Raw genomic sequence first — 24,881 nt, 5'->3', positions numbered from 1 at the left:
ACCGATATAATAAACGGGATAGACGCAAGATAGAACCGATCGAGGAGGAATGGTTGTGCAAAGGTGGATTCGCGGTGCAGCGGGTTTGGTATTATTCGGTATTTTGGCTGTGATACTTTCCTCTTCGGAGCCGGCGGCCACCTCGGTGGCGGGATTACCGGATCCCCGTGGCGAGGATTGGCCCGATCGGATGCTGGCACACATGACATTGGAAGAAAAAGTGGGGCAAATGCTGATGGTCGGCTTTCACAACGGCGATGCCCCGGCCTATGAAATGAACAGGCAAGCTCTCCGTCTGGTGCAGAAGTACCACGTTGGAGGCATGATTTTGTTTGACCGCAATATTGAGAGTCCCCGTCAGGTAACTCGGCTGACCCGGCAATTGCAAGGTCATGCGTTGGGTTCCTCTCCGGGGATTCCCTTGTTGATCAGTGTGGATCAGGAAGGGGGCAAGGTAAGCCGTTTTGATGAAGGAGTGACCCCATTTCCCGGCAATATGGCACTGGGAGCCACCCGGGATCCCGCTCTGGCGTTTCAGGCGGGGAAAATAACGGGAGCAGAGTTGCGATCCATGGGGATCCATATGAATTTGGCACCCGTGATGGACGTGAACAACAATGCCGCCAACCCGGTCATCGGTGTGCGCTCTTTTTCCGGAGATCCTGAGTTGACAGCGGTGATGGGCTTGGCGCAGATCCGTGGCTATCATGAAGGACAGGTATTAACGGCGGTAAAGCATTTTCCGGGACACGGGGATACGGATACGGACTCCCATCTGGATTTGCCGACAGTGAACCACAGCATGAAACGGCTGCATGAGGTGGAGCTGGTCCCTTTTCGGCAAGCGATCCAACGAGGGGTGGATGCCGTCATGTCGGCCCATATCACGTTTCCGGCGATTGAAGGGAAAGGGGGGATACCGGGTACCTTGTCCCACCGGGTATTGACCGGTTTGCTTCGGGAGCGGATGGGGTACCAGGGGGTGATCATCACCGATGATATGGAAATGGGGGCGATTGCAGAACACTTCGGCTCGGCCAAAGCAGCGGTGCGGGCGGTTCAGGCTGGTGCCGATCTCATCCTGATTTCCCATGATGAGGTCGTACAGCAAAAGGCGATGGCAGCGCTGGTGAACGCAGTCCGGCAGGGGACGATTCCCGAAAAACGGATCGACCAGTCCGTACGGCGCATCTTGCAGTTAAAGCAGCAACGACTGGGGGCCCATTCAATCGTGCGGGAACCCACGCCGAAATCTCTGCCGGCGGAGAAAAATTGCAGCCGGATTGCGGAAGAGATCGCCGAACGTGCAGTTACTCTGGTACAAAACCCGCAAAACATCCTTCCGCTGAAATCGGAGAAACACAGGAGGCTGCTGGTGATTGCACCTGTTCGCGGGGAGTTGTTGGCACAGGCGTTCCGAGAGTCGGGTTTCCAGGCAGCCTCCCGTGAAATGTCCCTTGATCCCGATCCGAAAGAAGTGCATTTATTGATCGAGGCAGGGAAAAAAGTGGACGCGGTGATCGTAGCTGTTTCCCAATCCCAGTTACACAAAGGGCAGCAGAAGGCCGTTCGAGGGATTTATTCGACACGCAAGCCGGTGGTGGTTTTGGGTTTGGATACTCCCTATGATGTTCTCGGGTTGCCAAAAGAGGTTCCCTATCTGGCACTGTACAGTGCTCACCCCGCTTCGCTGAGGGAAGCCGCCCGGATTGTTGCCGGAGAGGCAGAGGCTGCGGGACGATTGCCGGTGGAAATTCCCGGCCGCTATCCGATGGGGTACGGTTTGTCCCTGAAAAAGTGAATTTCATTTGAAAAAAGCCTTCCTCAGGGAGGCTTTTTTGCTTTGGAAATGGTATCCTTTGTGATAGATGTCCTTTTTCACGAATGTTTCTGACGATGTCAGCCTCCTGTGTTGCGTTTCAGCGGGAATCTCTGGGGAACAGGTGGAAGGAAGGAGGAGGGACAGTGGTAATCGAAATCAGTGTGGCTGTCATGGCCGCAGCAGTCGTTGCACTTGTAATCTATTTGATCCTTTCCCTGAAAAAGGTGAACCGAACACTGGACACCTTGGATCAGACTCTGAACCATTTAAAGCCCAAAGTGGATGAGGTAGTGGAAGAAACCAACCGGACTCTCCGGGAAACCCGTCAATTGGTGGAAGAGATCCGGGTAAAAACCCAGAAGACGGACGCTCTGTTCGACTCCCTCGGACAAGTGGGAACCAGTCTGCAGGAATTATCTACCGGCATATCCCGTACGGCTGTTCAATACAAGGAAAGATTGGGAAGGGTGGTTGCCCTGGCGGATACCGGTTTGAGCTGGATTCACCGGTTGCGCGGGTCCCGGAGTTCACAACATAAACCGATGAAAGTGAAATAACGAAAGGGGATAGACTATGGCCGATCAACACGGATGCAAAGGCAAAGGTGTATTTGTGGGGGCTGTCATCGGCGGATTGGTGGGTGCTGCTGCGACCCTTCTGTTGACACGGAAGGAAACCCGCGAAGATCTCCTGAAAGGACTTGCTGTTGCCAAGGAACTGTTGAAAGAACAGATGGGCGATGTTGCTGAACACGCGGTTGAAGTGAAAAGCACCGCTTCTGAAAAATGGATCGACCTGAAAGAGGCCATGTCCAAGAAAAAGGCGTAAGGAAAAAAGCCGCATTGATATGATCCCCTCTGGGTGACAGTAAGAAGCAACCCCCTTACTGTTAACTTGGAGGGGATATTTTTTATGGGGAAATTCGCAAAACCTACTCCAAGGTATGGAAGTGACGAGCAGTACGAATGCAAGATCAATCGTCAAGCTTTTTTATGCCTATCGCCATGTCTATCTTGTCCTCCTCACTCATATATATGGGACAAACTGAACGTTGGGGGACAGGAACATGAGCAAAGAATTCTTATATGCACTGCTGGCGGCACTCAGCTTCGGCATCGCCCCCATTTTTGAGAAGTTGGGCTTGGAACGGACGGAGCCAACGACGGCGTTGTTGATTCGGGCGGGGATTACTACCCTGTTGGTTTCCTTATTTATGTTGGGAAGTGCAAAGTCGGGAACTTGGGTGATGCCGGACGGGCGCTCCCTGATGTATATCGTGTTGGGCGGTATGTTCGGGGTACTGTTTGCGCAATTTTTTTATTTCAAGGCGCTTCAGTACGGCGAAGTGGGCCGGGTGATGCCGGTGGTAGGGAGTTTTCCGGTGTTGGCATTTCTTTTGTCGGTCCTTATTTTTGGAGAGACGGTTACCCCGGCCAAAGCAGCCGGCATCGTGTTGGTGGTAGTTGGAGTGGTTCTTCTGAGCGATTAACTGCAAAATCAAGTATATATCAGAGATAGCGACAGTATACGCGACCATGCAGTCACCCATTCCGTTGGAAGTGGGTTGTGCTTTTTCGTTGGACATGTTTCCCTTTTAAGTGTAACCTGGCCTTTATCTGTTTTTTTTGTTCTTCTTTTATGGATGAAATAACGAAAATCGCAACCGAGAACATTCAGGAGGTTGTTATGAGTTTAGAAGATACGGGCAAAAGGACGGTAACGGACGAGTTTCTGGAGCGGTTGCAACAACACCGCCGTTACCTGTATTCCATCGCATACCGTCTGACCGGAAATCCGGAGGATGCCAAAGATCTGACCCAGGAAACGATTTGGCAGGCCCACCGGAAGTCGAGTAAATACGTTTATGAAAAGTCCCTGAAAGCATGGCTGCGCACGATGATGACCAATCGCTTTCGGGATCAAAAACGGAAAAAAAGTTTGAAACTGGTTGCACTGGAAGATGCGTTTATTCAATCAGAACCGCCTCATTCCACCAATATGATGTCGGTGGAGGAGCAAGTGGAACAGCGGTTATTGCTGGAACGGGTAAAAGAGGAGATTCAAGATCTTCCGGAGATTTACCGGAGGGTGATCGTGTTGCGCCACTTTCACTCCTACTCCTATACCGAGATCAGCGAAACCTTGGAGATTCCCGAGGGGACGGTGAAAACCCAGCTGTTTCGCGCGCGGAAGATGTTGAAGGAGCGACTCTCCAAAAAGTAAGGGGATCAATGAATGTCTTGCAGGGATATGGATCGGCTGATTCAGTTGTATGTGGACCAAGAGATTACAGCGGAGGATCGTGTGCGGTTGCGCCGGCATGCTGCCGATTGTGAAGAATGTAGATCAAACCTGCAGGAGATGATCGCCCTCGTCCAATCCCTGGAGGAAATACGCCTGCATGCAGAAGCTGACCGGCAGTTCCATATGCCCACGTTATTCAAATGGGTCGCAGTCTACACGACCATCTTTGCCATGGTGTATTTTTCCCCCCAGATGGAACGGGAGCAGGCCGATCTCCCTGGCACTTCCTCGGTCAGATCGGTGGCTACTTCGTCCGCAGGCAACACGGACACCGTCCGGTCACAAGTGGCGGTGCTGGCTACGCAATCGGAAAAACTGCACATTCCCGATGGAGATTACATTCATGTGATTCCGCCCCGGAGCGGAACGGAAGATGTCGATACGGAGACGGCGTGGGTGTATCCCAGTGCAGTCCCCATTTTGATCAAGGATCGGCCCCCGTGGTACCGGGAATTTAAACGTTTGGTCTTCGTTCGTGTTCCAGATAATAAAACCTTGATCTCTCTCGCCAAAACCGCCGGGTTGGATGTAGAGAAAAACTACTCATCCCTACGCAACATGGCTTTTCCTACTTCCGTCATTTTAACCACGGGAGAACAACCGCATGTGCAGACATTTACGTTTCCACAAAAAGAAGAAAATATCGCGCGTTGGTTTGATAAATTGGCAACTACGCAATCCTTGCGCTGACTTGGTTCACATCCACACCCTTTGGGTGTATTTTTTTGTTTAAAACAATCATTACCCACTGACAGGTACTCGATGGTTCGATATAATAACCGTTAAATATCTTTTGAGGGAGGTCCTCCAATGAGCAACAAGCTGGAAGAATTGCGTCAGCAACTGGATGAAATCAATGGAAAGCTCTTGGAATTAATGAATCAACGGGCAGCCGTTGTCCAACAGATCGGTGAAGTCAAGAAGCAACAAGGGGTTAATAAGTACGATCCGGTTCGGGAACAAGATATGCTGAATCGGTTGGTGCAAGCCAATACGGGACCCTTTGACGATGGAACGATTCGCCATCTGTTTAAGCAGATTTTTAAAGCCTCCCTCGACTTACAACAACAGGATCAGAAAAAAGTGCTGTTGGTCAGCCGGAAACGTCAAACGGAAGATACCGTGGTCCAAGTGGGAGAAGAAGCTGTAGGGAATGGAAGCAGTACGGTGATCGCAGGTCCCTGTTCCGTGGAATCGGAAGAGCAGGTGCGTCAAGTCGCCCATGCCTTGAAGCAGCAAGGGGTGCGCTTGTTGCGAGGCGGTGCTTTCAAACCGCGGACATCTCCCTACGATTTTCAGGGACTGGGAGAAGAAGGCCTTAAAATTCTGCGCAAAGTGGCGGACGAAACCGGTTTGAAAGTGGTCTCCGAAATCGTCAATCCCGCTGATATGGAGCTGGCGGAACAATACGTGGACGTGATTCAGATCGGCGCGCGCAATATGCAAAACTTCGAATTGTTGAAAGCCGCAGGTTCGACACGGACTCCGGTATTGCTGAAACGGGGTATGTCCGCGACGGTAGAGGAATTTCTCTTTGCGGCGGAGTACATCGTTTCCAGGGGCAATACCCAAGTGATGCTGTGCGAGCGGGGGATCCGCACCTATGAGAAATGGACCCGTAACACCCTGGACATTTCCGCTGTGCCCTTGATCAAACAGGAAAGCCATCTGCCGGTTTTTGTGGACGTCACCCACTCGACGGGTCGTCGGGACATCCAGCTTCCGGTGGCGAAAGCGGCCCTGGCAGCCGGTGCAGACGGCATTATGCTGGAGGTACACCCCAATCCCGCAGTGGCATTGTCCGATTCCAACCAGCAGATCGATATCGAGCAGTTCAACAAGTTTATGCAAGAGATGCGCCGCGCTGGTTTCCTGAACCAAGAACTGGTCGGGGCTGATAAAGCCCATCTTTGAAAAAGAAGAGAGTTTGCTAAAAAATGACCTTTGAACGACATACCCAGCTTTGATGCACAGGACCGAGGCGGAGAGCAGGCTTTTTTGCTCCGCTTCGGTCATCGCTTCAGAGCGGGCAGAATCGTCGGAGAGAGAGCGACGGCAGGGAGTTTAGCGAAACCGGTTTTTCCGGTTCTTTTTTATTTTCACTGGACAAAATAAACCAAAACCAAAAAGTTAGGAGAACGAATGCGTTTGCACAGCGTCAGGTTTTGTCGTATCCTTACAGTGGATTCATCAATCGAAAATAGCAAACTTGAAATTGGGTGTGATTGAATAAATGGGAAAGAAAAAAGAAACGATTACGATTTATGATGTAGCCAGGGAAGCGGGAGTTTCCATGGCTACGGTTTCCCGTGTGGTCAACGGCAATCCCAATGTGAAACCTGTCACGAGGAAAAAGGTGTTGGAGACGATTCGTCGTCTCGGTTACCGTCCCAACGCAGTAGCCAGAGGGCTGGCCAGCAAGAAGACGACGACGGTAGGCGTGGTCATCCCGGATATCTCATCGGCTTTTTACGCGGAACTGACCCGGGGAATTGAAGATATCGCCAATATGTATCATTACAACATCATTTTGTGCAACTCCGACTTGAAGAAAAATAAGGAGTTGCAGCTGATCGATGCCTTGCTGGAGAAACAGGTGGACGGGTTGCTCTTTATGGGCGGCGAAGTAACGGAAGAACACCGGGAAGTGTTTGCCGGTGCTTCTGTCCCGGTGGTACTGGCAGCTACTCATGATGAAGAGCGCCCCTATGTAACCATCGATCAGGTGAAGGCGGCCAAGGATGCCACCTCTATCTTGATTAAGGAGGGAAATCAACGGATCGGATTGATTGGCGGTCCTTTGACTGATGCCATCATGGGGCAGCCTCGTTACCAGGGCTATCGGGAGGCCTTGGAGGAGAGCGGGATTGGCTTTGAAGAAGAATTGGTTCGCTTGGGCAACTATCGCTACCAGTCCGGTCTGGACGCCATGCAGGAATTGCTCGCCCTGCCGGAACCGCCGACTGCGGTATTTGCAGTGAATGATGAAATGGCGGTCGGTGCCATCCATGCCGTGCAGGATGCAGGGAAAAAGGTACCGGAAGACGTGTCGGTCATCGGATTTGACAATATTCCCCTGGCTTCCCAAGTGCGTCCCCGCCTGAGCACTGTAGCCGTGCCCATGTACGATATCGGGGCGGTAGCCATGCGTCTGTTGACCAAGTATATGAATGACGAAACGATTGAAGACAACCAAGTGGTGCTGGAATACCGCATAGAACTGGCGGATTCCACCCGGTTGAAAAACGAGGGAGAAGAGTAACTCCGGCGAAAGGATGAATAAGCTCTTTTGCTTTCACACAGATTCGGTTCACTGTGTCAAAAGTGAACCGAAGGGCAACCGTGATGAGCGAAAGGGTTTGGAATGTCTTGAAGAGAGCTCTTCTGCGGCGTCGGAAAGGGAGCATGGGCAGAAGAGCTCTCTTCCGTAATGGAAAAGGTCTTTCGGCTATCGGGCACATAGAGGAAAAAAAATGAATCACTTTGGGAGAGGAGAATGACCATTGATCGGCATCATCGGAGCGATGCAGGAAGAAATCGCTCTCTTTTTGGAGGAGATGGAGCGGGAAACGACGGAGAAGGTGGCAGGGATTGAGTATCATGTAGGCACCTTGGCCGGGGCGCAAGTCGTGCTGTGCCAATCCGGTGTCGGTAAAGTGAATGCCGCGGTGTGCACCCAGGCGATGATCGACCGGTTCCAAGTGGATTCCGTTGTCTTTACCGGAGTGGCAGGCGCAGTGGACCCTGCTTTGGATATCGGAGACATCGTCATTTCTGAAACCTGCCAGCAGCACGATATAGATGTGACAGCGCTCGGCTTGCCCAAAGGACAGATCCCGTTTCAGGAAGTGTCCATCTTCGAAGCGGATCCCGTATGGATGCAGGCTGCGGAGGAAGCGGCCCGGGAAGTGACGGAAGGCAAAGTGATCACGGGCAAAGTGATTTCCGGTGACCAGTTTATCGCCAGCCCGAGTATGGTCGTTCTTTTGCGCGAGGAGTTTAAGGCCGCCTGTGTGGAGATGGAGGGAGCGGCAGTGGCTCAGGTGTGCCACATGAACGAAATCCCCTTTGTCGTGATCCGGTCCATGTCGGACCGGGCAGATCACTCGGCCAACATCAATTTTGCCGAATTTGCCCAGACTGCCGCCCGCCGTTCCAATGAAATGGTAAAGCGGATGATTCAAAAACGGCAGGGATAACGATCTGCCGCCTTGCTAAGGAGATAAACCAAACAAAGGATACCAGGATACCGGCCAAGGCGAACCAGATTTTATTCGAACCGTGGTATGGCACGGAACCGGCTCCGATCACACCGATGGTGTCCAGAACGCCGGGATCAACCGATGGATCTTGACACGCAGGTGGCCAAAGTGAATCTTGACATGAGCTGAAGAACTCTTTTGCCCGAGCAGCGACTTTTGACGACGAACTGAGCGACAAGAGAGGAACGAGACAAAAAGCGGTGCATAGCACGACCTGGGAGTTTGCGACCAAGGCGTGACTTGTACTTTTTGAGTGCACTCCGCATGGTGCCGCGTCTCGTTGAATCTCTTGGAGCGGACAGTATGACTTCTGCGTCGGAGAAAAGGGAGCAACTGGCAAAAGAGTCGAATCTATGATAAAAGTTTGTCATTAATCTGGAAGCCCTTCAAGGGGCTTTTTTGTGGCGCCGTTCCTTAACCTCAATTCTCCTTTATCGCCTCGTTGTCATTGTTTCATTGGTCCGGATCTTTGTGCTGTTCGGATGTTTTCTTTCCCTGGAACGAAGGAGTCATTACGGAGAACAATATCAGGCCGGTGATTCCGATTCCGATCAGGACCCCACTCTCTACAGCCACACCAACGATCAACAGGAGCATCAACACTGCCAGCAAAACAAAGTACTTGACAGGGTGGTTCATGGATAACCCCTCTTTTTAATTTTGGGTTCCAAACGGACGCAAGAAAATACCTCTTTTGTTCATCGCCCATTAAAATGGACAAATCGTTGGCTACCTCTGCGAATTTTCGCTAGATGTGCGTAACTCCTTTATACATATATTCAGACCAGAGGAGATGATGATCCTGCCTTTGGAATGCGGTAAAGGATTTTTGGCAAGTCACAAATACTGCAACACTTGATCGACGACGGTCCGGTTTTTTTGTGTGATTTCCTCCCGGCGGGGAATCGGTTCAACTATCCCTTCTGGATCGTGCAGGGTATGCGGAAGCTCTACCGGACTCTCCCTTTGCCACCGCTTTCTCCACGCCGCGGGAATGTCGACTTCCCCGAGGGGTTGGTCGGACATTTCCGCCCATAGATAAGTCCAGGCCCGTGGAACGACGCGCCAGATGTCATAACCGCCGCCGCCTACTGCTACCCAGCGTCCGTCGCACCATTCATGGGCCCATTCGTGGAGGAGGCGGGGCATCTCCCGATAGATGCGTATGGTGGCGGACAGGTGGGTCAACGGGTCGTAGTGATGGGCATCACATCCGTGCTGGGAGAGGATGATGTCCGGCTGAAACTTGCGGATGGCGCTCGGGATGACCCGTTCAAAGGCCTCCATCCAGGAATCATCCTCGGTAAAGGCGTCCACTGGAATATTGATGCAGGCGCCGAATCCGGCATCGTGCCCCCGTTCGTAGACATTTCCCGTACCGGGAAAGAGGTATCTTCCCGTTTCATGGATGGAAACCGTCATTACATCGGGATCACCGTAAAAGGACCATTGCACCCCGTCGCCGTGATGGGCATCGGTATCGATGTACATCACCCGCGCATCGTATTTTTCCCGCAAATAGGCAATGGCGACGGACGCATCGTTGTAGACGCAGAAACCCGATGCTTTGGCGCGCAAGGCATGGTGCAGGCCGCCGGACAGGTTGAGGGCGTGGGGACGAGCCCCGGACATCACCTGTTTCACGGCGGTCAACGTTCCTCCTGTGATCAGGGCGGCGATGTCATGCATGCCGTCAAAAACAGGGTTGTCTTCGGTGGAAAGGCCGAACTCCAGCAGGCGGGATTCCGGTATCGTCCCTTCATGGGCGGTTTTTACGACCTCGACATATTCACGGTCATGGGTGAGATACAGCTCCTTGTCGGTGGCGGCTGTGGGCTCATACAGGTGATGGTCTTTTAACAGATTCAACGACCGGATCAGATCCAAGGTCAGCTCCAAACGTTGGTTATTAAAGGGATGATCATCGTGAAAGCGGTATCGAAAAAAAGCATCACTATGAATAAACAGGGCTTGTTCACTCATGGCACTCCCCCGGTTTTCCTGCATCCGGCGGCAACGGGGGCCACAGCACTCGGTGTCCGGCGCTCACAATATCGCGAAGTGCCCCCAGCATATTTATTGCCTGCACCCGAAACACCAGTTTCAACCGCCCCGGCTGTCGGCCCGGATACACCATCACACGATGAATGTTGGTTTTATGTTGGCTGAAGATGCGGGAGACTTCTGCCAGCACTCCGATTTTGTCCGCCACTTCCACTTCGACGTGTTGGCTGGGTTGATGGACGCCGAACATTTCGATCAGGGTCTTAAAGACATCTTTGCGGGTGAGAATCCCCGTCAGTCTCTCCCCGTGAACTACTGGGAGACACCCGATATTGTGCTGGTAGAGAAGGCGGGCGGCTTCCTCGACGAAATCCAGCGGATGAGCGGTGATGATCTCCCTGCGCATCACTTCGGAAACGGGGTGTGCCAAAGCTTCTGCTGCCGGCTCGTCATCCACCATGTGCAGGAGGGCGTGCCCCAGATCCCGGTCGGTGATAATCCCGACCAGCCGCCCCTCTTTTACTACGGGCAAATGACGGATACGATGTTGGCGGGCCACCTGAAAAGCTTCGCGGATGGAAAGTTCCGGTTCGACAGTATGCACAATCCGGTGCATGATTTCTTCCACCAGCATGCGGTTCACCGTCCTGTAAAGGGTTGATTCAGTATAAGTATCGGTAACGGAAGCGCAAACGGTCAAAGCGTTCCACAGACTCCATGGGCACGTTTTTGCCGATGCGGGCCATCAGGCAGTTGGCAGGATGTGCCGTGATCTCGGGATCATCGGTGGCAAACCACTCCAGGCCGACGCTCCCCATCACCTTTTCCATTACACGCCGGTATTCCCATACGTCCAGCCCGGTTCCTTGCAGATCCCAATGCCAATAATACTCTGTCGAGATAACGATGTAATTTTCCATGTAGGAGTCCTGAAATGCTGTTTTTAGCAAGGCTTTGGCTACTCCATACTTCCGGTAGGGAGCGGCTACTTCGATCGCACCCAGTTCCAAGAGATCTTCCATGTTGCCTTTGGACCAGTGTTCCAGCGGGTCGGGATGGAGAAAGGTGACGTATCCGACGATCTCTTTCTCGGTTCGGGCAACGATGATGCGTCCTTCCGGCAGGCGGGCGATGTCGACGATCGCTTCATGCTGCTCTTCAGGCGGGCGAAAAGCGACCAGCCCGGAGTGAAAGGGGTATTTCTCCAGCTCCTCCGGCGGAACGGGCCCTTCCACAGTCAGCTCGCCACTTCCGGCCGGGAGGGTGTTTCGGTAATAGGTTTTGAGATGCTCCATGGTTTGGGGCCTCCTCCGATTTTCGGCGGATCGGTATGGATCCTCCCGTTCAGTATAGCCGGAAGCACCTTGATGAGCAAAGGGGACAGACATTCGCCGAGAATTGCGAATGTTTGGTTCTGTGCTATAATGGGAGTGGATGAAGCCGTTTTCATATCGGCCGCTCCTTTCCCGTTGCGGTCGGCGGGCATTCGTGGAAGTGACGCACTCTTTTGAAATCACCCGTCAAAACTGCGTCAACCAACAGGGTGGAATCTGGGCCACCGTGAACAAGTTGACAAAGGAGGGCATCTGTTGTGAAACAAACGGAAATCATTGACGTGAAGACGACAGGCAATAACCTTACCTCTTATGAAGAAGCGTACCGCAATTTTGACTGGAAACAAGCGGAGGAAGCGTTCTCATGGCACCGGACGGGAAAAGTGAACGCTGCCTATGAAGCGATCGACCGCCATGCGGAAAACGGGCTGGGAGACAAAACGGCCTTGTTGTACAGCGATCCGAAGCGGGAAGAGTCTTATACCTTTCAGGAGATGAAAGAGCAGTCGAACCGTTTTGGGAACGTGCTGAAAAAAATCGGCCTTACAAAAGGGGATCGGATGTTCATCTTCATGCCCCGTTCACCGGAGCTGTATTTCAGCTTTTTGGGGGCGCTCAAACTCGGGGTGATCGTGGGGCCGTTATTTGAAGCCTTTATGGAAGGGGCGGTCCGGGACCGACTGGAAGACAGTGAAGCCGTGGCCTTGGTGACGACGCCGCAACTGTTGGAGCGCGTGCCGGTGAAGGAATTGCCTGCGCTCAAACACGTGATTCTGGTAGGTGCCACGGGTGAACAGGAGGAGGGCTTCTACTCCTTTGAAGAGGAGATGAAACATGCCTCACCGGAACTGGAGATCGAGTGGGTCGACAGGGAAGACGGGATGCTGCTTCACTATACCTCCGGTTCTACGGGCAAGCCGAAAGGCGTGCTGCACGTTCATAATGCCATGATCCAACATTACCAAACCGGCAAATGGGTGCTGGATCTTCAGGAAGACGATATTTACTGGTGCACGGCGGATCCTGGTTGGGTGACGGGAACCTCCTACGGGATTTTTGCCCCCTGGCTCAACGGAGTGACCAACGTCATCCGCGGCGGCCGCTTCAGTCCGGATGACTGGTATCAGACACTGGAGAAGAACGGCGTAACGGTGTGGTACAGCGCACCGACGGCTTTCCGGATGCTGATGGGAGCGGGATCCGAAGTGGTAAAGCAGTTTGATCTGTCCAAGCTGCGACATATCTTAAGCGTCGGTGAACCGCTCAATCCGGAAGTGGTACGGTGGGGGTTGAAGACCTACGGACTCCGCATCCACGACAGCTGGTGGATGACCGAGACGGGCGGGATTCTCATCTCCAACTATCCGCAAATGGAGATCAAGCCGGGCTCAATGGGCAAGCCATTCCCTGGCATTCAAGCGGCGATCATCGACGACCAGGGGAATGAGCTGCCTCCGTACCGCATGGGCAACCTGGCGATCCGCACCCCGTGGCCTTCTATGATGCGCAAGATCTGGAACAACCCGGCCAAGTATGAAGAGTACTTCCGGATTCCGGGCTGGTATGTTTCCGGCGACTCCGCCTATATGGACGAAGACGGCTATTTCTGGTTCCAGGGCCGGATCGACGACGTGATCAACACCTCCGGCGAACGGGTGGGTCCCTTCGAAGTGGAAAGCAAGCTGGTGGAGCACCCGGCAGTAGCGGAAGCGGGTGTCATAGGCAAACCGGATCCCGTCCGCGGGGAGATCATCAAAGCTTTTATCTCGCTCCGTGACGGATTTACGCCCTCCGATGAGTTGAAAGAAGAGATTCGGAAGTTTGTCAAAGAAGGGCTGGCCGCCCATGCGGCTCCCCGTGAAATCGAATTCAAAGACAAACTGCCGAAAACCCGGAGCGGCAAAATCATGCGTCGGGTGTTGAAAGCCTGGGAGCTGGACCTTCCGACAGGTGACCTGTCCACGATGGAAGAATGAACAGGAGAAAGGAACAACGGAACAACGCGAGCCAAGAGGGCTCGCGTTGTTTTTTCTTCATATCTTTACAAAATTCATCTTGACGAAGATTCCAACGGAGAGTACCATTTGTCTTAAATTGCAACAAACACGATTCAACCGCTGAATCCGTAAGGAACGGGGGACCCGTTTTTTTGGGGTGAATCCTGTATTGCAACATGCAGGTAGGGTGACCTCTCCGTATACCCGAACCCGACAGCTAACCTCGTAAGCGTTGGAGAGGAGTGGTGCTTTCGTGCGTGGTGGCTGATCAAAGCCATCGGGGCGGCCTGCTTCGATGGTTTTTGTTATGGAATTTTATTGTTATTGTTGGATTGGGATGGATTGGAATGGATCGGGAAGCCTAGTACCAAGATCTTCGACGGAGGAATGCAGCACAGTAATGTATACCACTTTAAAACGCTGGATTATCGGGAAACCGCTGAAGTCAGAGCAATTAAAAGAGGAGAAGCTGCCCATCTGGAAGGCGTTGCCCATTTTGTCTTCCGATGCTCTCTCCTCTGTAGCATACGGGACAGAACAGATTTTGACCGTTTTGGTTGTAGCGGGGTCGATGGCCCTTTGGTATTCCCTGCCGATTTCGGGTGCGATCGTCGGGTTGTTGTTTTTGTTAATTCTCTCCTACCGACAAGTGATCGATCAGTACCCCGGCGGGGGAGGAGCTTATATTGTTTCCATGGATAACATCGGTTGGTTTGCCGGCACGATTGCAGGTGCTTCATTGCTCGTAGATTACACTTTGACCGTAGCGGTCAGTGTAACAGCTGGAGCGGCAGCGATCACCTCAGCTGTGCCGATTCTGCATGATCATGCCGTTTTACTGTCCGTCAGCTTTGTCCTGCTGATTATGATATTGAACCTGCGGGGGCTGAGAGAATCGGGTACTATCTTTGCATTTCCCACCTATATGTTTATTATCGGGATCTTGAGTTTGATCTTGGTCGGTATATTTAATGTACTTAAGGGAGGTATACCTGCCAATGTCCCGCCGGTCACCAGCCATCTGCCGGAAGGGCTGACCTGGTTTTTGCTGTTGCGGGCGTTTTCCTCGGGGTGTTCGGCGTTGACCGGGATAGAGGCGATTTCCAACGCCACACCTACTTTTCGCCCCCCGGAAACGAAACATGCCGCCAGGACATTGGCGCTCTTGGGTGTGTTACTGGCCACTTTGTTTGCCGGGGTCAGTCTTTTGGCCTACCTTTATCACCTGACACCGGATCCAAAACAAACGATTATATCGCAAATCGCTGAACAAACGTTCGGACGTACGATCCCTTATTATTACGTGCAGGCCACCACGGCATTGATTCTCATTTTAGCAGCCAATACCGCCTACTCGGGTTTTCCATTGCTGGCTTCCATCATGGCAAAGGATAAACTGATGCCTCGCATGTTTATGACACGCGGCGATCGCCTCAATTTTTCCAATGGAATTATCGCGTTGTCCATTGCAGCAATCGTGTTGATTCTGGCGTTTGGCGGTGATATTGATCGCTTGATTCCCTTGTATGCCATCGGCGTGTTCACGTCTTTTACGTTGGCTCAACTGGGAATGGTTCGCCGTTGGCTGAAACACAAACCGACAGGATGGAGAACCAAACTGGCGATTAATGCCACGGGTGCGGTAGTTTGTTTTATAGTATTGATGATTTTTGCTATCACCAAATTCCACGAAGGTGCTTGGTTGATTGTGCTGGTGATCCCGATGTTTATCCTGCTCTTTTCCCAGATATACCGCCATTATCAAGGCATTGCGGACGAACTGCGGCTAGACAGGTCTACAGAAAAACCGGTTACCCAGGATCAATTGTTGATTATTCCGGTGGGAGGCGTCAATCGGGTCGTGCGCAATACGATTTCTTATGCCAAGTCCCTAGAGGTAGAAGCTGTAGCTTTGTATATCGCCTTTGAAAAAGAGGATCAAGAAAAGATGAAAAACAAATGGGCCGAATGGGATCCCGGTATTCCTCTCGAAGTAACATACTCACCCTATCGGAGTGTGATTCAACCGCTGTTGGATTTTGTTGACCAGATGAAGGCACGAAACAAAAACTGCCAAATTACTGTTTTGATTCCGCAGTTTATCCCCCGGCGCTGGTGGCACAATTTGTTGCATAACCAAACAGCGTTGATGATCCGGTTCATTCTGTTGTGGAAAAGAGATGTCGTAATCGGAACCGTTCCTTTTCACTTGAAGAAGTGATGGGGTGGTCAAAACCTTTGAACCCTCCTGCTCGGGACGGATCGTCCATGGATAAAAGGATGGTCTATGACTGTATGGATGGGGAGGATGGGATGGATGCATGTTCCCGGCTTGTCGGGGTGGATTCTCATTTTGTTGGTGGCGTTGATCATGTTCGGGCCCAAAAAGCTTCCTGAGATCGGCCGATCATTGAGCAAGGGAATTCGGGAGTTCAAAGAGGAGCTGAGTCTGAAAAGCGGGCAAGAAACCAATGAAAAAGAGAAAGAGTAACATGCGAGTGAAGCCGTCCCCATAGGACGGCTTCTTTGTTGTAATCCGAAAACATGGGCACTGTCCCGAAGTAATATATATTATCAATCGATCTGTAAGGAGGCGGGCTGATGAAAATTGTATTGGATTTCACTGCGGAGGAATGGTCCGTCACCCATCGATGCATTGAACGGCGATATCGGGATTTGCGGCAAAAAATACTTGAAGGGGACCGAAAGGGAAGAGGCGTCCGCCGCTATATAAAAGAAGCAGAGCTTTTGGAGAAGCTCCTTCAAAAAATGAAGGTGCCACCTGAGGAAGGATAATCCACTTCCTTTTTCTTATGCAGAGCTTGTGCTAAAATTAATTTAGTATTAATATTCGTAATATGAACAACATTAGATCTATCATTCTACAAACAAAGAAGGAGGGGGTAACCATTATCACTTTTGAAAATGTGAACAAATGGTTCGGGGATTATCAGGTGTTGAAAAACATCAACCTGAATATCCGCGAAGGAGAAGTTGTGGTTATCCTGGGGCCATCCGGATCGGGGAAAAGCACGTTGCTGCGCTGTATCAACCGCTTAGAGACGGTAAGTCAAGGGGATTTGACCGTGGATGGAATGAAGGTGACAAGCCCCAAAACTGATATCAACCGTTTACGGCAAGAGATCGGGATGGTCTTTCAACACTTCTACCTGTACCCCCATAAAACGGTACTGGAAAACATTACGCTGGCTCCGATCAAGGTGAGGAAGCTACCGAAGGATGAAGCAGAAAAAACAGCTCGTCATTATCTGGAAAAAGTGGGCATCCCGGAAAAAGCGAATGCGTACCCGTCGCAGCTTTCCGGTGGTCAGCAACAACGGGTGGCGATCGCCAGAGGATTGGCCATGAAGCCGAAAATCATGTTGTTTGACGAACCCACCTCCGCCTTGGATCCGGAGATGATCGGCGAAGTATTGGATGTTATGCGGGAACTGGCCAAAGAGGGCATGACCATGGTCGTCGTTACCCATGAAATGGGGTTTGCCAGGGAAGTGGCTGATCGAATCATTTTTATGGACGAAGGCATGATTGTGGAAGAAGGCGAACCCACAACCTTTTTCGATAATCCCAAAGAAGAGCGAACCCGGCGTTTCATCAGCCGGATTCTCAAACATTGATAACAAGGGGGATGTCTGATGAGATTTACTCACAAGTGGTTGATTTGGCTGTTTGTTTTGGGATTGGTGTTTTCCACAACAGCTTGTGGCACCAACGAAGCGGCCAAAAACAATTCATTGGATGCTATCAAAAAACGGGGCAAATTGGTGGCAGGTATTCGATACGATGTATATCTGTTTGGTTATAAGGACCCCTCCGATGGTCAAGTAAAAGGGTTCGAAATTGATCTGATGAAAGAGCTGGCCAAAAGAATGCTGGGAAGCGAGAAGAAATTGGAGTTGAAAGAGGTTACCTCCAAAACGCGGATTCCGATGTTGAACAACGGAGATGTAGACCTGGTGGCAGCGACGATGACCATTACCGAGGAACGAAAAAAGCAATTGGATTTCAGCCATGTTTACTATCTTGCGGGGCAGTCATTACTGGTTCGGAAAGACAGCGACATCCAAGGGGCAAAAGATTTGAACGGCAAAGTGGTCATGACAGCCAAAGGAGCCACCAGTGGACAGGTGATACGAGATATCGTGCCAGGTGTCCAATTGAAGGAATACGAAAATTATGCGGATGCCTTTACCGCGCTGAAAAGCGGTAAAGGGGATGCGGTGACCACTGATGACAGCATTTTGCTCGGGATGGAACAGCAAGCACCGGATCAAGTGAGACTAGTGGATGAACAGATCACTCAGGAGCCCTACGGATTGGGCATGGCCAAAGGGAATAAGAGCCTTGTGAAGTACGTCAATCAATTCTTGAAGGAAATCCAAGAAGACGGCACTTACGATAAGCTGTACAAAAAGTGGTTCAAAAAGGACCCTCCGAAAGATATTCCGGAAGAAGCGGTGCAAAAAGTATTGAAACAATAGAGGAAATAGGGAAGGGGGTGGGGGGGAACCTTCGCCTCCTTCTGTTTCCGGGTGAAAAGGAGGGGTGTCCGTGGGTTGGGATTTCACGGTATTGGAGGCTTACCAGCAAGATTTTATCGACGGTTTTTCGGTCACCTTATCTGCCAGTTTGCTGGCTCTGATCTTGAGCCTGATCGTGGGTACATTTGTCGCGCTGGCACGCATCTCCCCGATTCGGCTTCTGCAAGGATTGGGAACTGCTTATGTCGAGTTTTTTCGCAACACACCGTTGGTAATCCAAGTGTTCTTCTTTGCCATGGGTCTTCCCAGCATCGGGGTTGATATCTCCGAATTTGCGGCTGGAGCTCTGGGGTTATCCGTCTACACCGGAGCATTTATCGCCGAAGCCATTCGTGCCGGAATTCAGTCGGTGCCAAAAGGACAGATGGAAGCGGCTCGCTCATCGGGGATGAGTTATATGCAAGCGATGCGATATGTGGTTTTGCCGCAAGCCTTTAAAATCGTGATACCACCGCTGGGAAACCAGTTTGTCAACTTGGTGAAAAACTCCTCCGTATTGGCCATTATTGCGGGCGGAGATTTGCTGTACCACGCCGACTTGGTATACTCCCAGATCTTTAACGTTACCATGGTGTATGGATTTGTGGCTCTGTTGTATTTGGTGATTACGCTGCCGTTGAGTTACGGCGTCAATCGTTTGGAGCGAAGGTTGGCACGGAGTCACACTTGACGCGGGGGGATGGAGGATGGACTTTCAACAAGCATTTTCTCCGGAAAATATTCTGTTTTTGCTGCAAGGATTTTTGGTAACGCTGAAGGTTGCTTTTTTCGCTATCTTGTTTAGCTTTATCTTCGGCATTTTGCTGGGAATCAGCCGGTACAGCCGAATCCCCGTATTGTCCCATCTTTCGGTGGTGTATATCGAGGTGATTCGAAATTTACCCCTGTTGCTGATCATCTTCTTCGGTTTTTTTGCCTTTCGGGAATGGGGGTTACAGCTTCCCATCACCACTTCGGTGATTGTCAGCATGACCATATTTACGTCCGCTCTGGTGGCGGAGATTGTGCGCAGCGGTTTGAATTCCGTGGACAAGGGGTTGATTGAAGCGGCCCGTGCCCAGGGATTTACCTATGGGCAAACCATGATCCACATCATCCTGCCTCTCGGTTTGAAACGTACCATACCGCCCATGGTCAGTCAGTTTATCAGCTTAATCAAGGATACATCCCTGGCGGTGATCATCAGCTTGCCGGAGGTTACCCATAATGCCCAGATTATTTATAACAAGCATTTTAATGCAACCATCCCTCTTCTGATCATTGTGTCGTTGCTGTATTTTACAGTGAATTATACTTTGTCCCTTACAAGCCGCCGTTTGGAACAAAAATTGGTGGGATAAACGCATACAGCAAGAAGAGCATGCCCCTGATCATGGGAGCAATGATAGGGTGACATGCTCTTTTATTGCATCAAAACTGGAAAAAAGGCCAGCGTTTTTTGGCTTTCGTCTCCTCGAGCGGGTTGTCGGAAGGATCGAGGGGGGTAGCCGGTTCCGATTCCAGTCCCGCAACATCGACAGCCTTCACCTCATAATGTCCTGCAGGCCCGCTGTACATCAGGGGACAACCCAGCGGCAGGCTGGCTACTCGCTGTCCGTCGCGGTAGACGTGGTATCCTGCCACGCTGGGTTCCCCCGTATGTCCCCAGGTCAGAGTGACGCTCCCGTTTGTGGACACACCACGTACGGAGGGGGAGGCGGGGTTCCCATGGCTGACCCGATCATCCGATGCTTCCGGCAGCACCACTCCCGTGAAATGCTCTAACCAAGGAGTATCTTTGGGAACTCGGATACCTGTTTCTGTTTGGACGAGATCCTCCGGTGTCTGGTCTTGAGCCGCCATGCGCTGTCCATCTGCAATGACTATCCGTACGGTGTCATGGAGGGTGCAAGTCTCCTGGGGTACGGATTTTTCCGGCAACAATTCAACGGTGGCTTCTCCGGCGTTCCGGCAATGTTCCGTGGCTCGTTGTCCCGAGATGCTGCACATTTCCACTTGCGTTAGTCGGCCCGGCTCAGCAAACCGGACCCCGGCTGGAGAGAGTTGCGGTCGGGTCTGCTGTATGGAACGAAACAGGCGGGACCAGACCATCTTGGCTCGTCTGTCATTCGGCAGCGGATGGTTGTAATCGTAGCCGACCCAGACGCCCAAGGCGATTCGCGGCGTATATCCCAAAAACCAGACATCGTGACCGTTTTGCGTGGTGCCGGTTTTTCCGGCCAGATCATGCCCCGGTGAACGAACGCCCACATATCGTCCAGTGCCTGACCGGATCACATCCCGCAACATGTCGGTAGTAAGATAGGCGGCTTCCGGCGACAAGATCCGAACGGGGCGGTCTTGGTGACGATAGAGGAGATGGCCTTTGGCATCTTCGATGGATTCGATTAGATAAGGTTCCCGGTACAATCCGCCGCTCGCCAGCATCGCATAACCGGAGGTCACCTTTTCCACCGTAAACCCTCTGGTAAAACCGCCGATGGCGGAAGCTTCCCCGTCCATCGGCAATACGGGAAAATCCATTTTCCGCAAATAATCAAGGCCGTTGTCCACCCCGATCTCCCGCAGCACTTTGATGGCGGGGATGTTCAGGGAAAGCTTCAGCGCCTTGCGTGCCGTAACGGGTCCCATATATTTGTCGTTGTAGTTTTTGTAGGTTTTTTCCTGGCGGGGGTCGCGGGCGACCAAGGGCTCATCCACCAGTACGGTTCCGGGTGTGATCCGCTGCTGATCCAGCGCTGGACCATAATCCAGCAGAGGCTTGATAGTGGAGCCGGGCTGACGGCGGGAGTCCAGCGCGTGGTTGGTCTGGCTTTGCATAAAATCCCGTCCGCCCACAAAGGAAAGCAGGGCTCCCGTTTTGACGTCGATGAGTGCGGCGCCCACTTCCTCCCGGGCATTCTGGATCGTTTTGGATTGTCCGCCTACATTAACGGTGTAAGTGACCGGTTTTGCATAGAGCCGCTCATCCCGGGCGGTCCGGTTCATCGCTTCAAACAATCGGGGGTCCAGCGTGGTTGTGATCTTGTATCCGCCGGTTAATACTTGCTGACGATAACGTTCCAACGTACTCCGATACAAACCTTGCCGGCTTAAAGCTTCAGCGCTTTGCCCTTCCGCTTTCATCAAGATCTTGGCGGCTTCCTCTTCCACCTCATCCATGATAAAAGGATAACGCTGGTACGCATTTGCTTTTTTCGGAGCGAGGGAGCTTTTTAGATCGAAAGCAAGAGCTTCCTGGTATTGACGGGCGTTGATGCTGCCATTGCTTCGCATCCGTTTTAATACGGTTTGCATGCGCTTCATTCCCCGTTCCAAGGAAGCCTCGTCAAAGGGGTTATATGCATTGGGACGTTGAACCATGCCCGCTAGGTAAGCAGCTTGGGGCAGGTTGAGGTCCTTGGCGTCCACGCCGAAAATACCCTTGGCCGCTGCCTGGATCCCCATCAGGTTGCGCTGGTTGGCTCCTTTGCCGAAAAAGAGGCTGTTCAGGTAGTAGGTAAAGATCGATTCTTTGGGAAAGAGGCGTTCCAACCGCAAAGCGATCAGGATTTCCTTGGCTTTGCGTTCAAACACTTTATCCCGGTTTTCCAGGATCACGTTTTTGACCAGCTGTTGGGTGATCGTGCTGCCGCCGGTCGCTTGGGGGTCGTGGGTGACATTTTGATAGGCTGCCCGTAAGAGTGACCGGAGAACAATCCCGTGATGATGATAAAACTCCTTGTCCTCGGTAGCGATCAGAGCCGCTTTGACAAAGTTACTCACCTGGTCCAAGGTGACGAGCTTTCGATCGGCATCCGCGCGCAGCGAACCGATGGGAGTATGATCCCGAAAGTAGGCATGGCTGGTCTGTGTCCGGTTTTCCAGTTTTCGTTCCAGATCGGCCTTGACCCAAACCGGTTCCTTTTTGGTCCATGCTGCCAAGTAGCTGGCGGTTACTCCGGCAGCGGTAACTGCTCCCGTCAGTAAAATGAGAAAGAGGATGCCCAGCGCTGTCAGTGTTTTTTTTACGAGGCGTTTCCACAACATCCCTTGAACCCCTCCTGATTCTTGGGTAAACTAAGTAAAAGTGACAGAAACAATCCCTTTTATAGATGCAATGACGTTGAACAGGATCCAGTAGCACGAAGAAAGGCAGCCCGCAGAGAGCTGGTGGTCGGTGCAAACCAGCGCGCCTCTTCGCGTGAATTACACCCTGGGAGTCATGATTCGGATGAACGAATCCGGCAACCCGGCCGTTATCGGGCTGAGCGGGAAACGGAGTCTCCGTTTCCAACAAGGGTGGTACCGCGGGCTGGAACCCCGTCCCTTTACAGGGGCGGGGTTTTACTATTTTGCGAAAAACATCCGTTTTTTACTACACGCAGGTGGTGAGGAAAATGCAAGAGGAAAAAGAGATGACACCGGAAGTCAAAGAACAGGTGGAGCACCAGCTGGAAGTGATCCGGCGCGGAGCAGCGGAGCTGATCCCTGAAGAAGACCTGGTGAAAAAGGTGCGCCGATCCGTGGAAACGGGAGAACCGCTGAAGGTGAAGCTGGGGCTGGACCCCTCCGCACCGGACATCCATATCGGCCACACCGTGGTGTTGAATAAACTGCGCCAGTTTCAAGAGTTGGGTCACTTGGTCCAGTTGGTTATCGGGGACTTTACCGGACGGATCGGGGATCCGACCGGGAAATCGGAAACCCGGAAGCAGTTGACGGAGGAAGAAGTAAAGCAAAACGCCCAAACTTACGCTGAACAGCTCTTTAAGATCCTGGACCGGAACAAAACGGAAATCCACTTTAACAGCAAGTGGCTCAGCCCGTTGGATTTTGCCGCAGTGGTGGACTTGGCAGCCAAAACCACCGTTGCCCGAATGCTGGAGCGGGACGACTTTTCCAAACGCTACCACAGCGGACAGGCGATCAGCATTCACGAGTTTTTCTATCCGTTGATGCAAGGGTACGACTCGGTCGCCCTGGAAAGCGACATCGAGTTGGGCGGTACCGACCAGAAGTTCAACCTGCTGATGGGTCGGCAGTTGCAGCGGGAGTACGGGCAAGAAGAACAAGTCATCTTGATGATGCCGCTGTTGGAAGGGCTGGACGGCAACAAAAAGATGAGCAAAAGCTTGGGTAACTACATCGGTATCAACGAAGAGCCCAATGAGATTTACGGAAAAGCGATGTCGATTCCGGATGAGCTGATGCTAAAATACTTTGAGCTGGTCACGGATCTCTCTCTGGGAGAATTGAAGGAGTTGAAAGCTGGACTGGCAGATGGCAGCATTCATCCCCGTGATGCCAAAATGCGGTTGGCCCGCCGGTTGACTGCGATGTACCACGGAGATGAAGCGGCGGAGGAGGCAGAAGCCCATTTTAAACGGGTCTTCCAAAAACGGGCTCTGCCAGACGAAATTCCGGAAGTGGAAATTGCCGCATCCGAGCTGGAAGAAGGGCGCGTCTGGGTAGTGGAGCTGTTGAGCAAATTGAAGCTGGTGTCTTCCAAAGGCGATGCCCGCCGAATGATCAAACAGGGAGCCGTCCGGATCAACGAGGAAAAAGTAACCGACGGCAATGCCCATATCACTGTGGAAGACGGCATGGTGGTCCAGGTGGGCAAGCGCAAATTCGCCAAGGTGAAGCTGGCTTGATCCTTTAAAGCCACGATTACGAGGAAAGGAACCCTAAAATATAAACAACCCCGCCTGCATCGTGCAGACGGGGTTGTTTTTCGCTTCATTAACGGGAGTAGAACTCAACGATTTGACGCTCGTTGATTTCCGCCGGCAGTTCGTCCCGTTCCGGCAGCCGGGTGTAGGTACCTTCCAGCTTGTTTTCGTCGAAAGAGAGGTACTCCGGCAGGTAGGAGCGCTCTTCCAGCGCTTCCTTCACGACAGTCAGGTTGCGGCTTTTTTCCCGCAGACCGATCACGTCGCCCACTTGCACCAGGTAGGACGGACGGTCCAACTTTTTGCCGTTGACGGTGATATGCCCGTGTACGACCAATTGCCGTGCTTGAGCGCGGGTGCGGGCAAAGCCGAGACGGTACACCAGGTTGTCCAGGCGGGATTCCAGGAGTTTCATGAAGTTTTCACCATGAACCCCTTTCATCTTGCCGGCGCGCTCAAAGAGGCTGCGGAATTGCTTTTCGTTCAAGCCGTACATGAAGCGCAGTTTTTGTTTTTCCTGCAGCTGAAGGCCGTATTCGCTCAGCTTACGGCGTTGGTTCGGGCCGTGTTGTCCCGGAGCGTACGGGCGCTTCAGTTCTTTGCCGGTGCCGGAGAGAGAAATCCCCAGGCGACGGCTCAGTTTCCAACGAGGTCCAGTATAACGTGCCATGGATATCTTGCTCCTTCCTTTTTTGCCTAATAGCAAAACAGGGTCTGGCAGGTTCGCTGATATTGCCCTCACTTTCCGGATAGCGGCGAAAAGCGGGACACCTGCGAGAAAGAACAGCCGCGCCTCGCAGGGCGAACCTGTGAGGGTGAATCCTTCACCTATTTTTGCTGTGCTATCCTCAAGCTCCCAATGAAGGAACACATTGAGCCATACAAACCAATATTATAGCGCATGTATGGAGAAAGTCAAGGCAATAAGGAGAATCCCTTGAA

Annotated in this window: 24 protein-coding genes, 1 riboswitch and 1 other annotated feature; of the genes, 18 read left to right on the top strand and 6 right to left on the bottom strand. The window is 52.1% G+C overall.

Going from position 1 to position 24,881, the window contains the following annotated elements:
* Positions 1–55: 55 nt before the first annotated feature.
* The 9 genes from nagZ (at position 56) to IEW70_RS10905 (ending at position 8,325) form a co-directional block, all read left to right on the top strand.
* On the top strand, positions 56–1,801 hold the full coding sequence (nagZ, locus tag IEW70_RS10945; protein WP_188647972.1) for a beta-N-acetylhexosaminidase: 1,746 nt from the start codon (positions 56–58) through the stop codon (positions 1,799–1,801).
* A 164-nt stretch (positions 1,802–1,965) separates the two neighbouring features.
* Positions 1,966–2,379, top strand: coding sequence for a DUF948 domain-containing protein (locus IEW70_RS10940; RefSeq protein ID WP_188647971.1), 414 nt, complete (start codon positions 1,966–1,968; stop codon positions 2,377–2,379).
* Between the two features lie 16 nt (positions 2,380–2,395).
* Entirely contained in the window at positions 2,396–2,650 is a 255-nt protein-coding gene (locus tag IEW70_RS10935; protein ID WP_188647970.1) for a YtxH domain-containing protein, read from the top strand.
* A 238-nt stretch (positions 2,651–2,888) separates the two neighbouring features.
* The gene (locus tag IEW70_RS10930; RefSeq protein ID WP_188647969.1) at positions 2,889–3,311 is read left to right on the top strand and encodes an EamA family transporter; all 423 of its coding nucleotides are present in this window, start codon (positions 2,889–2,891) and stop codon (positions 3,309–3,311) included.
* A 197-nt stretch (positions 3,312–3,508) separates the two neighbouring features.
* Positions 3,509–4,045, top strand: coding sequence for an RNA polymerase sigma factor (locus IEW70_RS10925; RefSeq protein ID WP_188647968.1), 537 nt, complete (start codon positions 3,509–3,511; stop codon positions 4,043–4,045).
* Between the two features lie 12 nt (positions 4,046–4,057).
* On the top strand, positions 4,058–4,816 hold the full coding sequence (locus tag IEW70_RS10920) for an anti-sigma factor family protein (protein WP_188647967.1): 759 nt from the start codon (positions 4,058–4,060) through the stop codon (positions 4,814–4,816).
* Between the two features lie 120 nt (positions 4,817–4,936).
* Positions 4,937–6,040 carry a bifunctional 3-deoxy-7-phosphoheptulonate synthase/chorismate mutase gene (locus tag IEW70_RS10915; protein WP_188647966.1) on the top strand — a complete coding sequence of 368 codons (1,104 nt, stop codon included), beginning with the start codon at positions 4,937–4,939 and terminating at the stop codon, positions 6,038–6,040.
* A gap of 319 nt (positions 6,041–6,359) precedes the next feature.
* The gene (gene ccpA / locus IEW70_RS10910) at positions 6,360–7,388 is read left to right on the top strand and encodes a catabolite control protein A (protein ID WP_188647965.1); all 1,029 of its coding nucleotides are present in this window, start codon (positions 6,360–6,362) and stop codon (positions 7,386–7,388) included.
* Between the two features lie 241 nt (positions 7,389–7,629).
* The gene (locus IEW70_RS10905; protein ID WP_268234862.1) at positions 7,630–8,325 is read left to right on the top strand and encodes a 5'-methylthioadenosine/adenosylhomocysteine nucleosidase; all 696 of its coding nucleotides are present in this window, start codon (positions 7,630–7,632) and stop codon (positions 8,323–8,325) included.
* A 516-nt stretch (positions 8,326–8,841) separates the two neighbouring features.
* Here the strand turns inward: IEW70_RS10905 and IEW70_RS10900 are convergent.
* The 4 genes from IEW70_RS10900 to IEW70_RS10885 all read right to left on the bottom strand — a co-directional run bounded on the left by IEW70_RS10900 (position 8,842) and on the right by IEW70_RS10885 (position 11,687).
* A complete protein-coding gene (locus IEW70_RS10900) occupies positions 8,842–9,027 on the bottom strand; it encodes a hypothetical protein (protein ID WP_188647964.1) in 186 nt (61 codons plus the stop codon).
* 198 nt (positions 9,028–9,225) lie between these two features.
* Positions 9,226–10,371 (bottom strand): acetoin utilization protein AcuC, encoded by a 1,146-nt coding sequence (locus IEW70_RS10895; protein WP_188647963.1) that lies wholly within the window; start codon positions 10,369–10,371, stop codon positions 9,226–9,228.
* Positions 10,364–11,026 carry a CBS and ACT domain-containing protein gene (locus IEW70_RS10890; protein WP_188647962.1) on the bottom strand — a complete coding sequence of 221 codons (663 nt, stop codon included), beginning with the start codon at positions 11,024–11,026 and terminating at the stop codon, positions 10,364–10,366. Before IEW70_RS10890 ends, IEW70_RS10895 begins: the two co-directional genes overlap by 8 nt.
* Positions 11,027–11,054: 28 nt before the next feature.
* On the bottom strand, positions 11,055–11,687 hold the full coding sequence (locus tag IEW70_RS10885; protein WP_188647961.1) for a GNAT family N-acetyltransferase: 633 nt from the start codon (positions 11,685–11,687) through the stop codon (positions 11,055–11,057).
* A 296-nt stretch (positions 11,688–11,983) separates the two neighbouring features.
* Here IEW70_RS10885 and acsA point away from each other — a divergent pair, with 296 nt between their 5' ends.
* From acsA to IEW70_RS10845, 8 genes are all read left to right on the top strand, one after another.
* Positions 11,984–13,702 carry an acetate--CoA ligase gene (gene acsA, locus IEW70_RS10880; protein ID WP_188647960.1) on the top strand — a complete coding sequence of 573 codons (1,719 nt, stop codon included), beginning with the start codon at positions 11,984–11,986 and terminating at the stop codon, positions 13,700–13,702.
* Between the two features lie 129 nt (positions 13,703–13,831).
* Positions 13,832–13,970: riboswitch (cyclic di-AMP (ydaO/yuaA leader) on the top strand.
* A 153-nt stretch (positions 13,971–14,123) separates the two neighbouring features.
* A complete protein-coding gene (gene kimA, locus IEW70_RS10875; RefSeq protein WP_188647959.1) occupies positions 14,124–15,944 on the top strand; it encodes a potassium transporter KimA in 1,821 nt (606 codons plus the stop codon).
* Positions 15,945–16,010: 66 nt separating this feature from the next.
* Positions 16,011–16,214, top strand: a complete 204-nt coding sequence (locus IEW70_RS10870; protein ID WP_308423154.1) for a twin-arginine translocase TatA/TatE family subunit — start codon at positions 16,011–16,013, stop codon at positions 16,212–16,214.
* 110 nt (positions 16,215–16,324) lie between these two features.
* Positions 16,325–16,519, top strand: coding sequence for a hypothetical protein (locus tag IEW70_RS10865; protein ID WP_188647958.1), 195 nt, complete (start codon positions 16,325–16,327; stop codon positions 16,517–16,519).
* A gap of 113 nt (positions 16,520–16,632) precedes the next feature.
* Entirely contained in the window at positions 16,633–17,361 is a 729-nt protein-coding gene (locus IEW70_RS10860) for an amino acid ABC transporter ATP-binding protein (protein WP_188648055.1), read from the top strand.
* An 18-nt stretch (positions 17,362–17,379) separates the two neighbouring features.
* Positions 17,380–18,225 carry an ABC transporter substrate-binding protein gene (locus IEW70_RS10855; protein WP_188647957.1) on the top strand — a complete coding sequence of 282 codons (846 nt, stop codon included), beginning with the start codon at positions 17,380–17,382 and terminating at the stop codon, positions 18,223–18,225.
* A gap of 70 nt (positions 18,226–18,295) precedes the next feature.
* Positions 18,296–18,955, top strand: a complete 660-nt coding sequence (locus tag IEW70_RS10850; RefSeq protein WP_188647956.1) for an amino acid ABC transporter permease — start codon at positions 18,296–18,298, stop codon at positions 18,953–18,955.
* Between the two features lie 16 nt (positions 18,956–18,971).
* A complete protein-coding gene (locus IEW70_RS10845; RefSeq protein WP_188647955.1) occupies positions 18,972–19,625 on the top strand; it encodes an amino acid ABC transporter permease in 654 nt (217 codons plus the stop codon).
* A 70-nt stretch (positions 19,626–19,695) separates the two neighbouring features.
* On the opposite strand, the gene IEW70_RS10840 is transcribed toward IEW70_RS10845, so the two are convergent.
* Positions 19,696–22,314, bottom strand: coding sequence for a transglycosylase domain-containing protein (locus tag IEW70_RS10840; RefSeq protein ID WP_188647954.1), 2,619 nt, complete (start codon positions 22,312–22,314; stop codon positions 19,696–19,698).
* A 67-nt stretch (positions 22,315–22,381) separates the two neighbouring features.
* Positions 22,382–22,598, top strand: a binding site (T-box leader).
* Positions 22,599–22,664: 66 nt separating this feature from the next.
* Between IEW70_RS10840 and tyrS the strand changes: the two genes are divergently transcribed.
* Positions 22,665–23,921, top strand: a complete 1,257-nt coding sequence (tyrS, locus tag IEW70_RS10835) for a tyrosine--tRNA ligase (protein WP_188647953.1) — start codon at positions 22,665–22,667, stop codon at positions 23,919–23,921.
* 88 nt (positions 23,922–24,009) lie between these two features.
* Here the strand turns inward: tyrS and rpsD are convergent, their stop codons facing one another.
* Positions 24,010–24,609, bottom strand: a complete 600-nt coding sequence (gene rpsD, locus IEW70_RS10830; RefSeq protein WP_188647952.1) for a 30S ribosomal protein S4 — start codon at positions 24,607–24,609, stop codon at positions 24,010–24,012.
* Positions 24,610–24,881: the final 272 nt, after the last annotated feature.

The organism is Marinithermofilum abyssi (genome assembly GCF_014641195.1).
Taxonomy (GTDB): Bacteria; Bacillota; Bacilli; order Thermoactinomycetales; family DSM-45169; genus Marinithermofilum; species Marinithermofilum abyssi.
The sequence above is the reverse complement of the archived record's forward strand: the minus strand, read 5'-3'. Positions and strand labels throughout refer to the sequence as shown.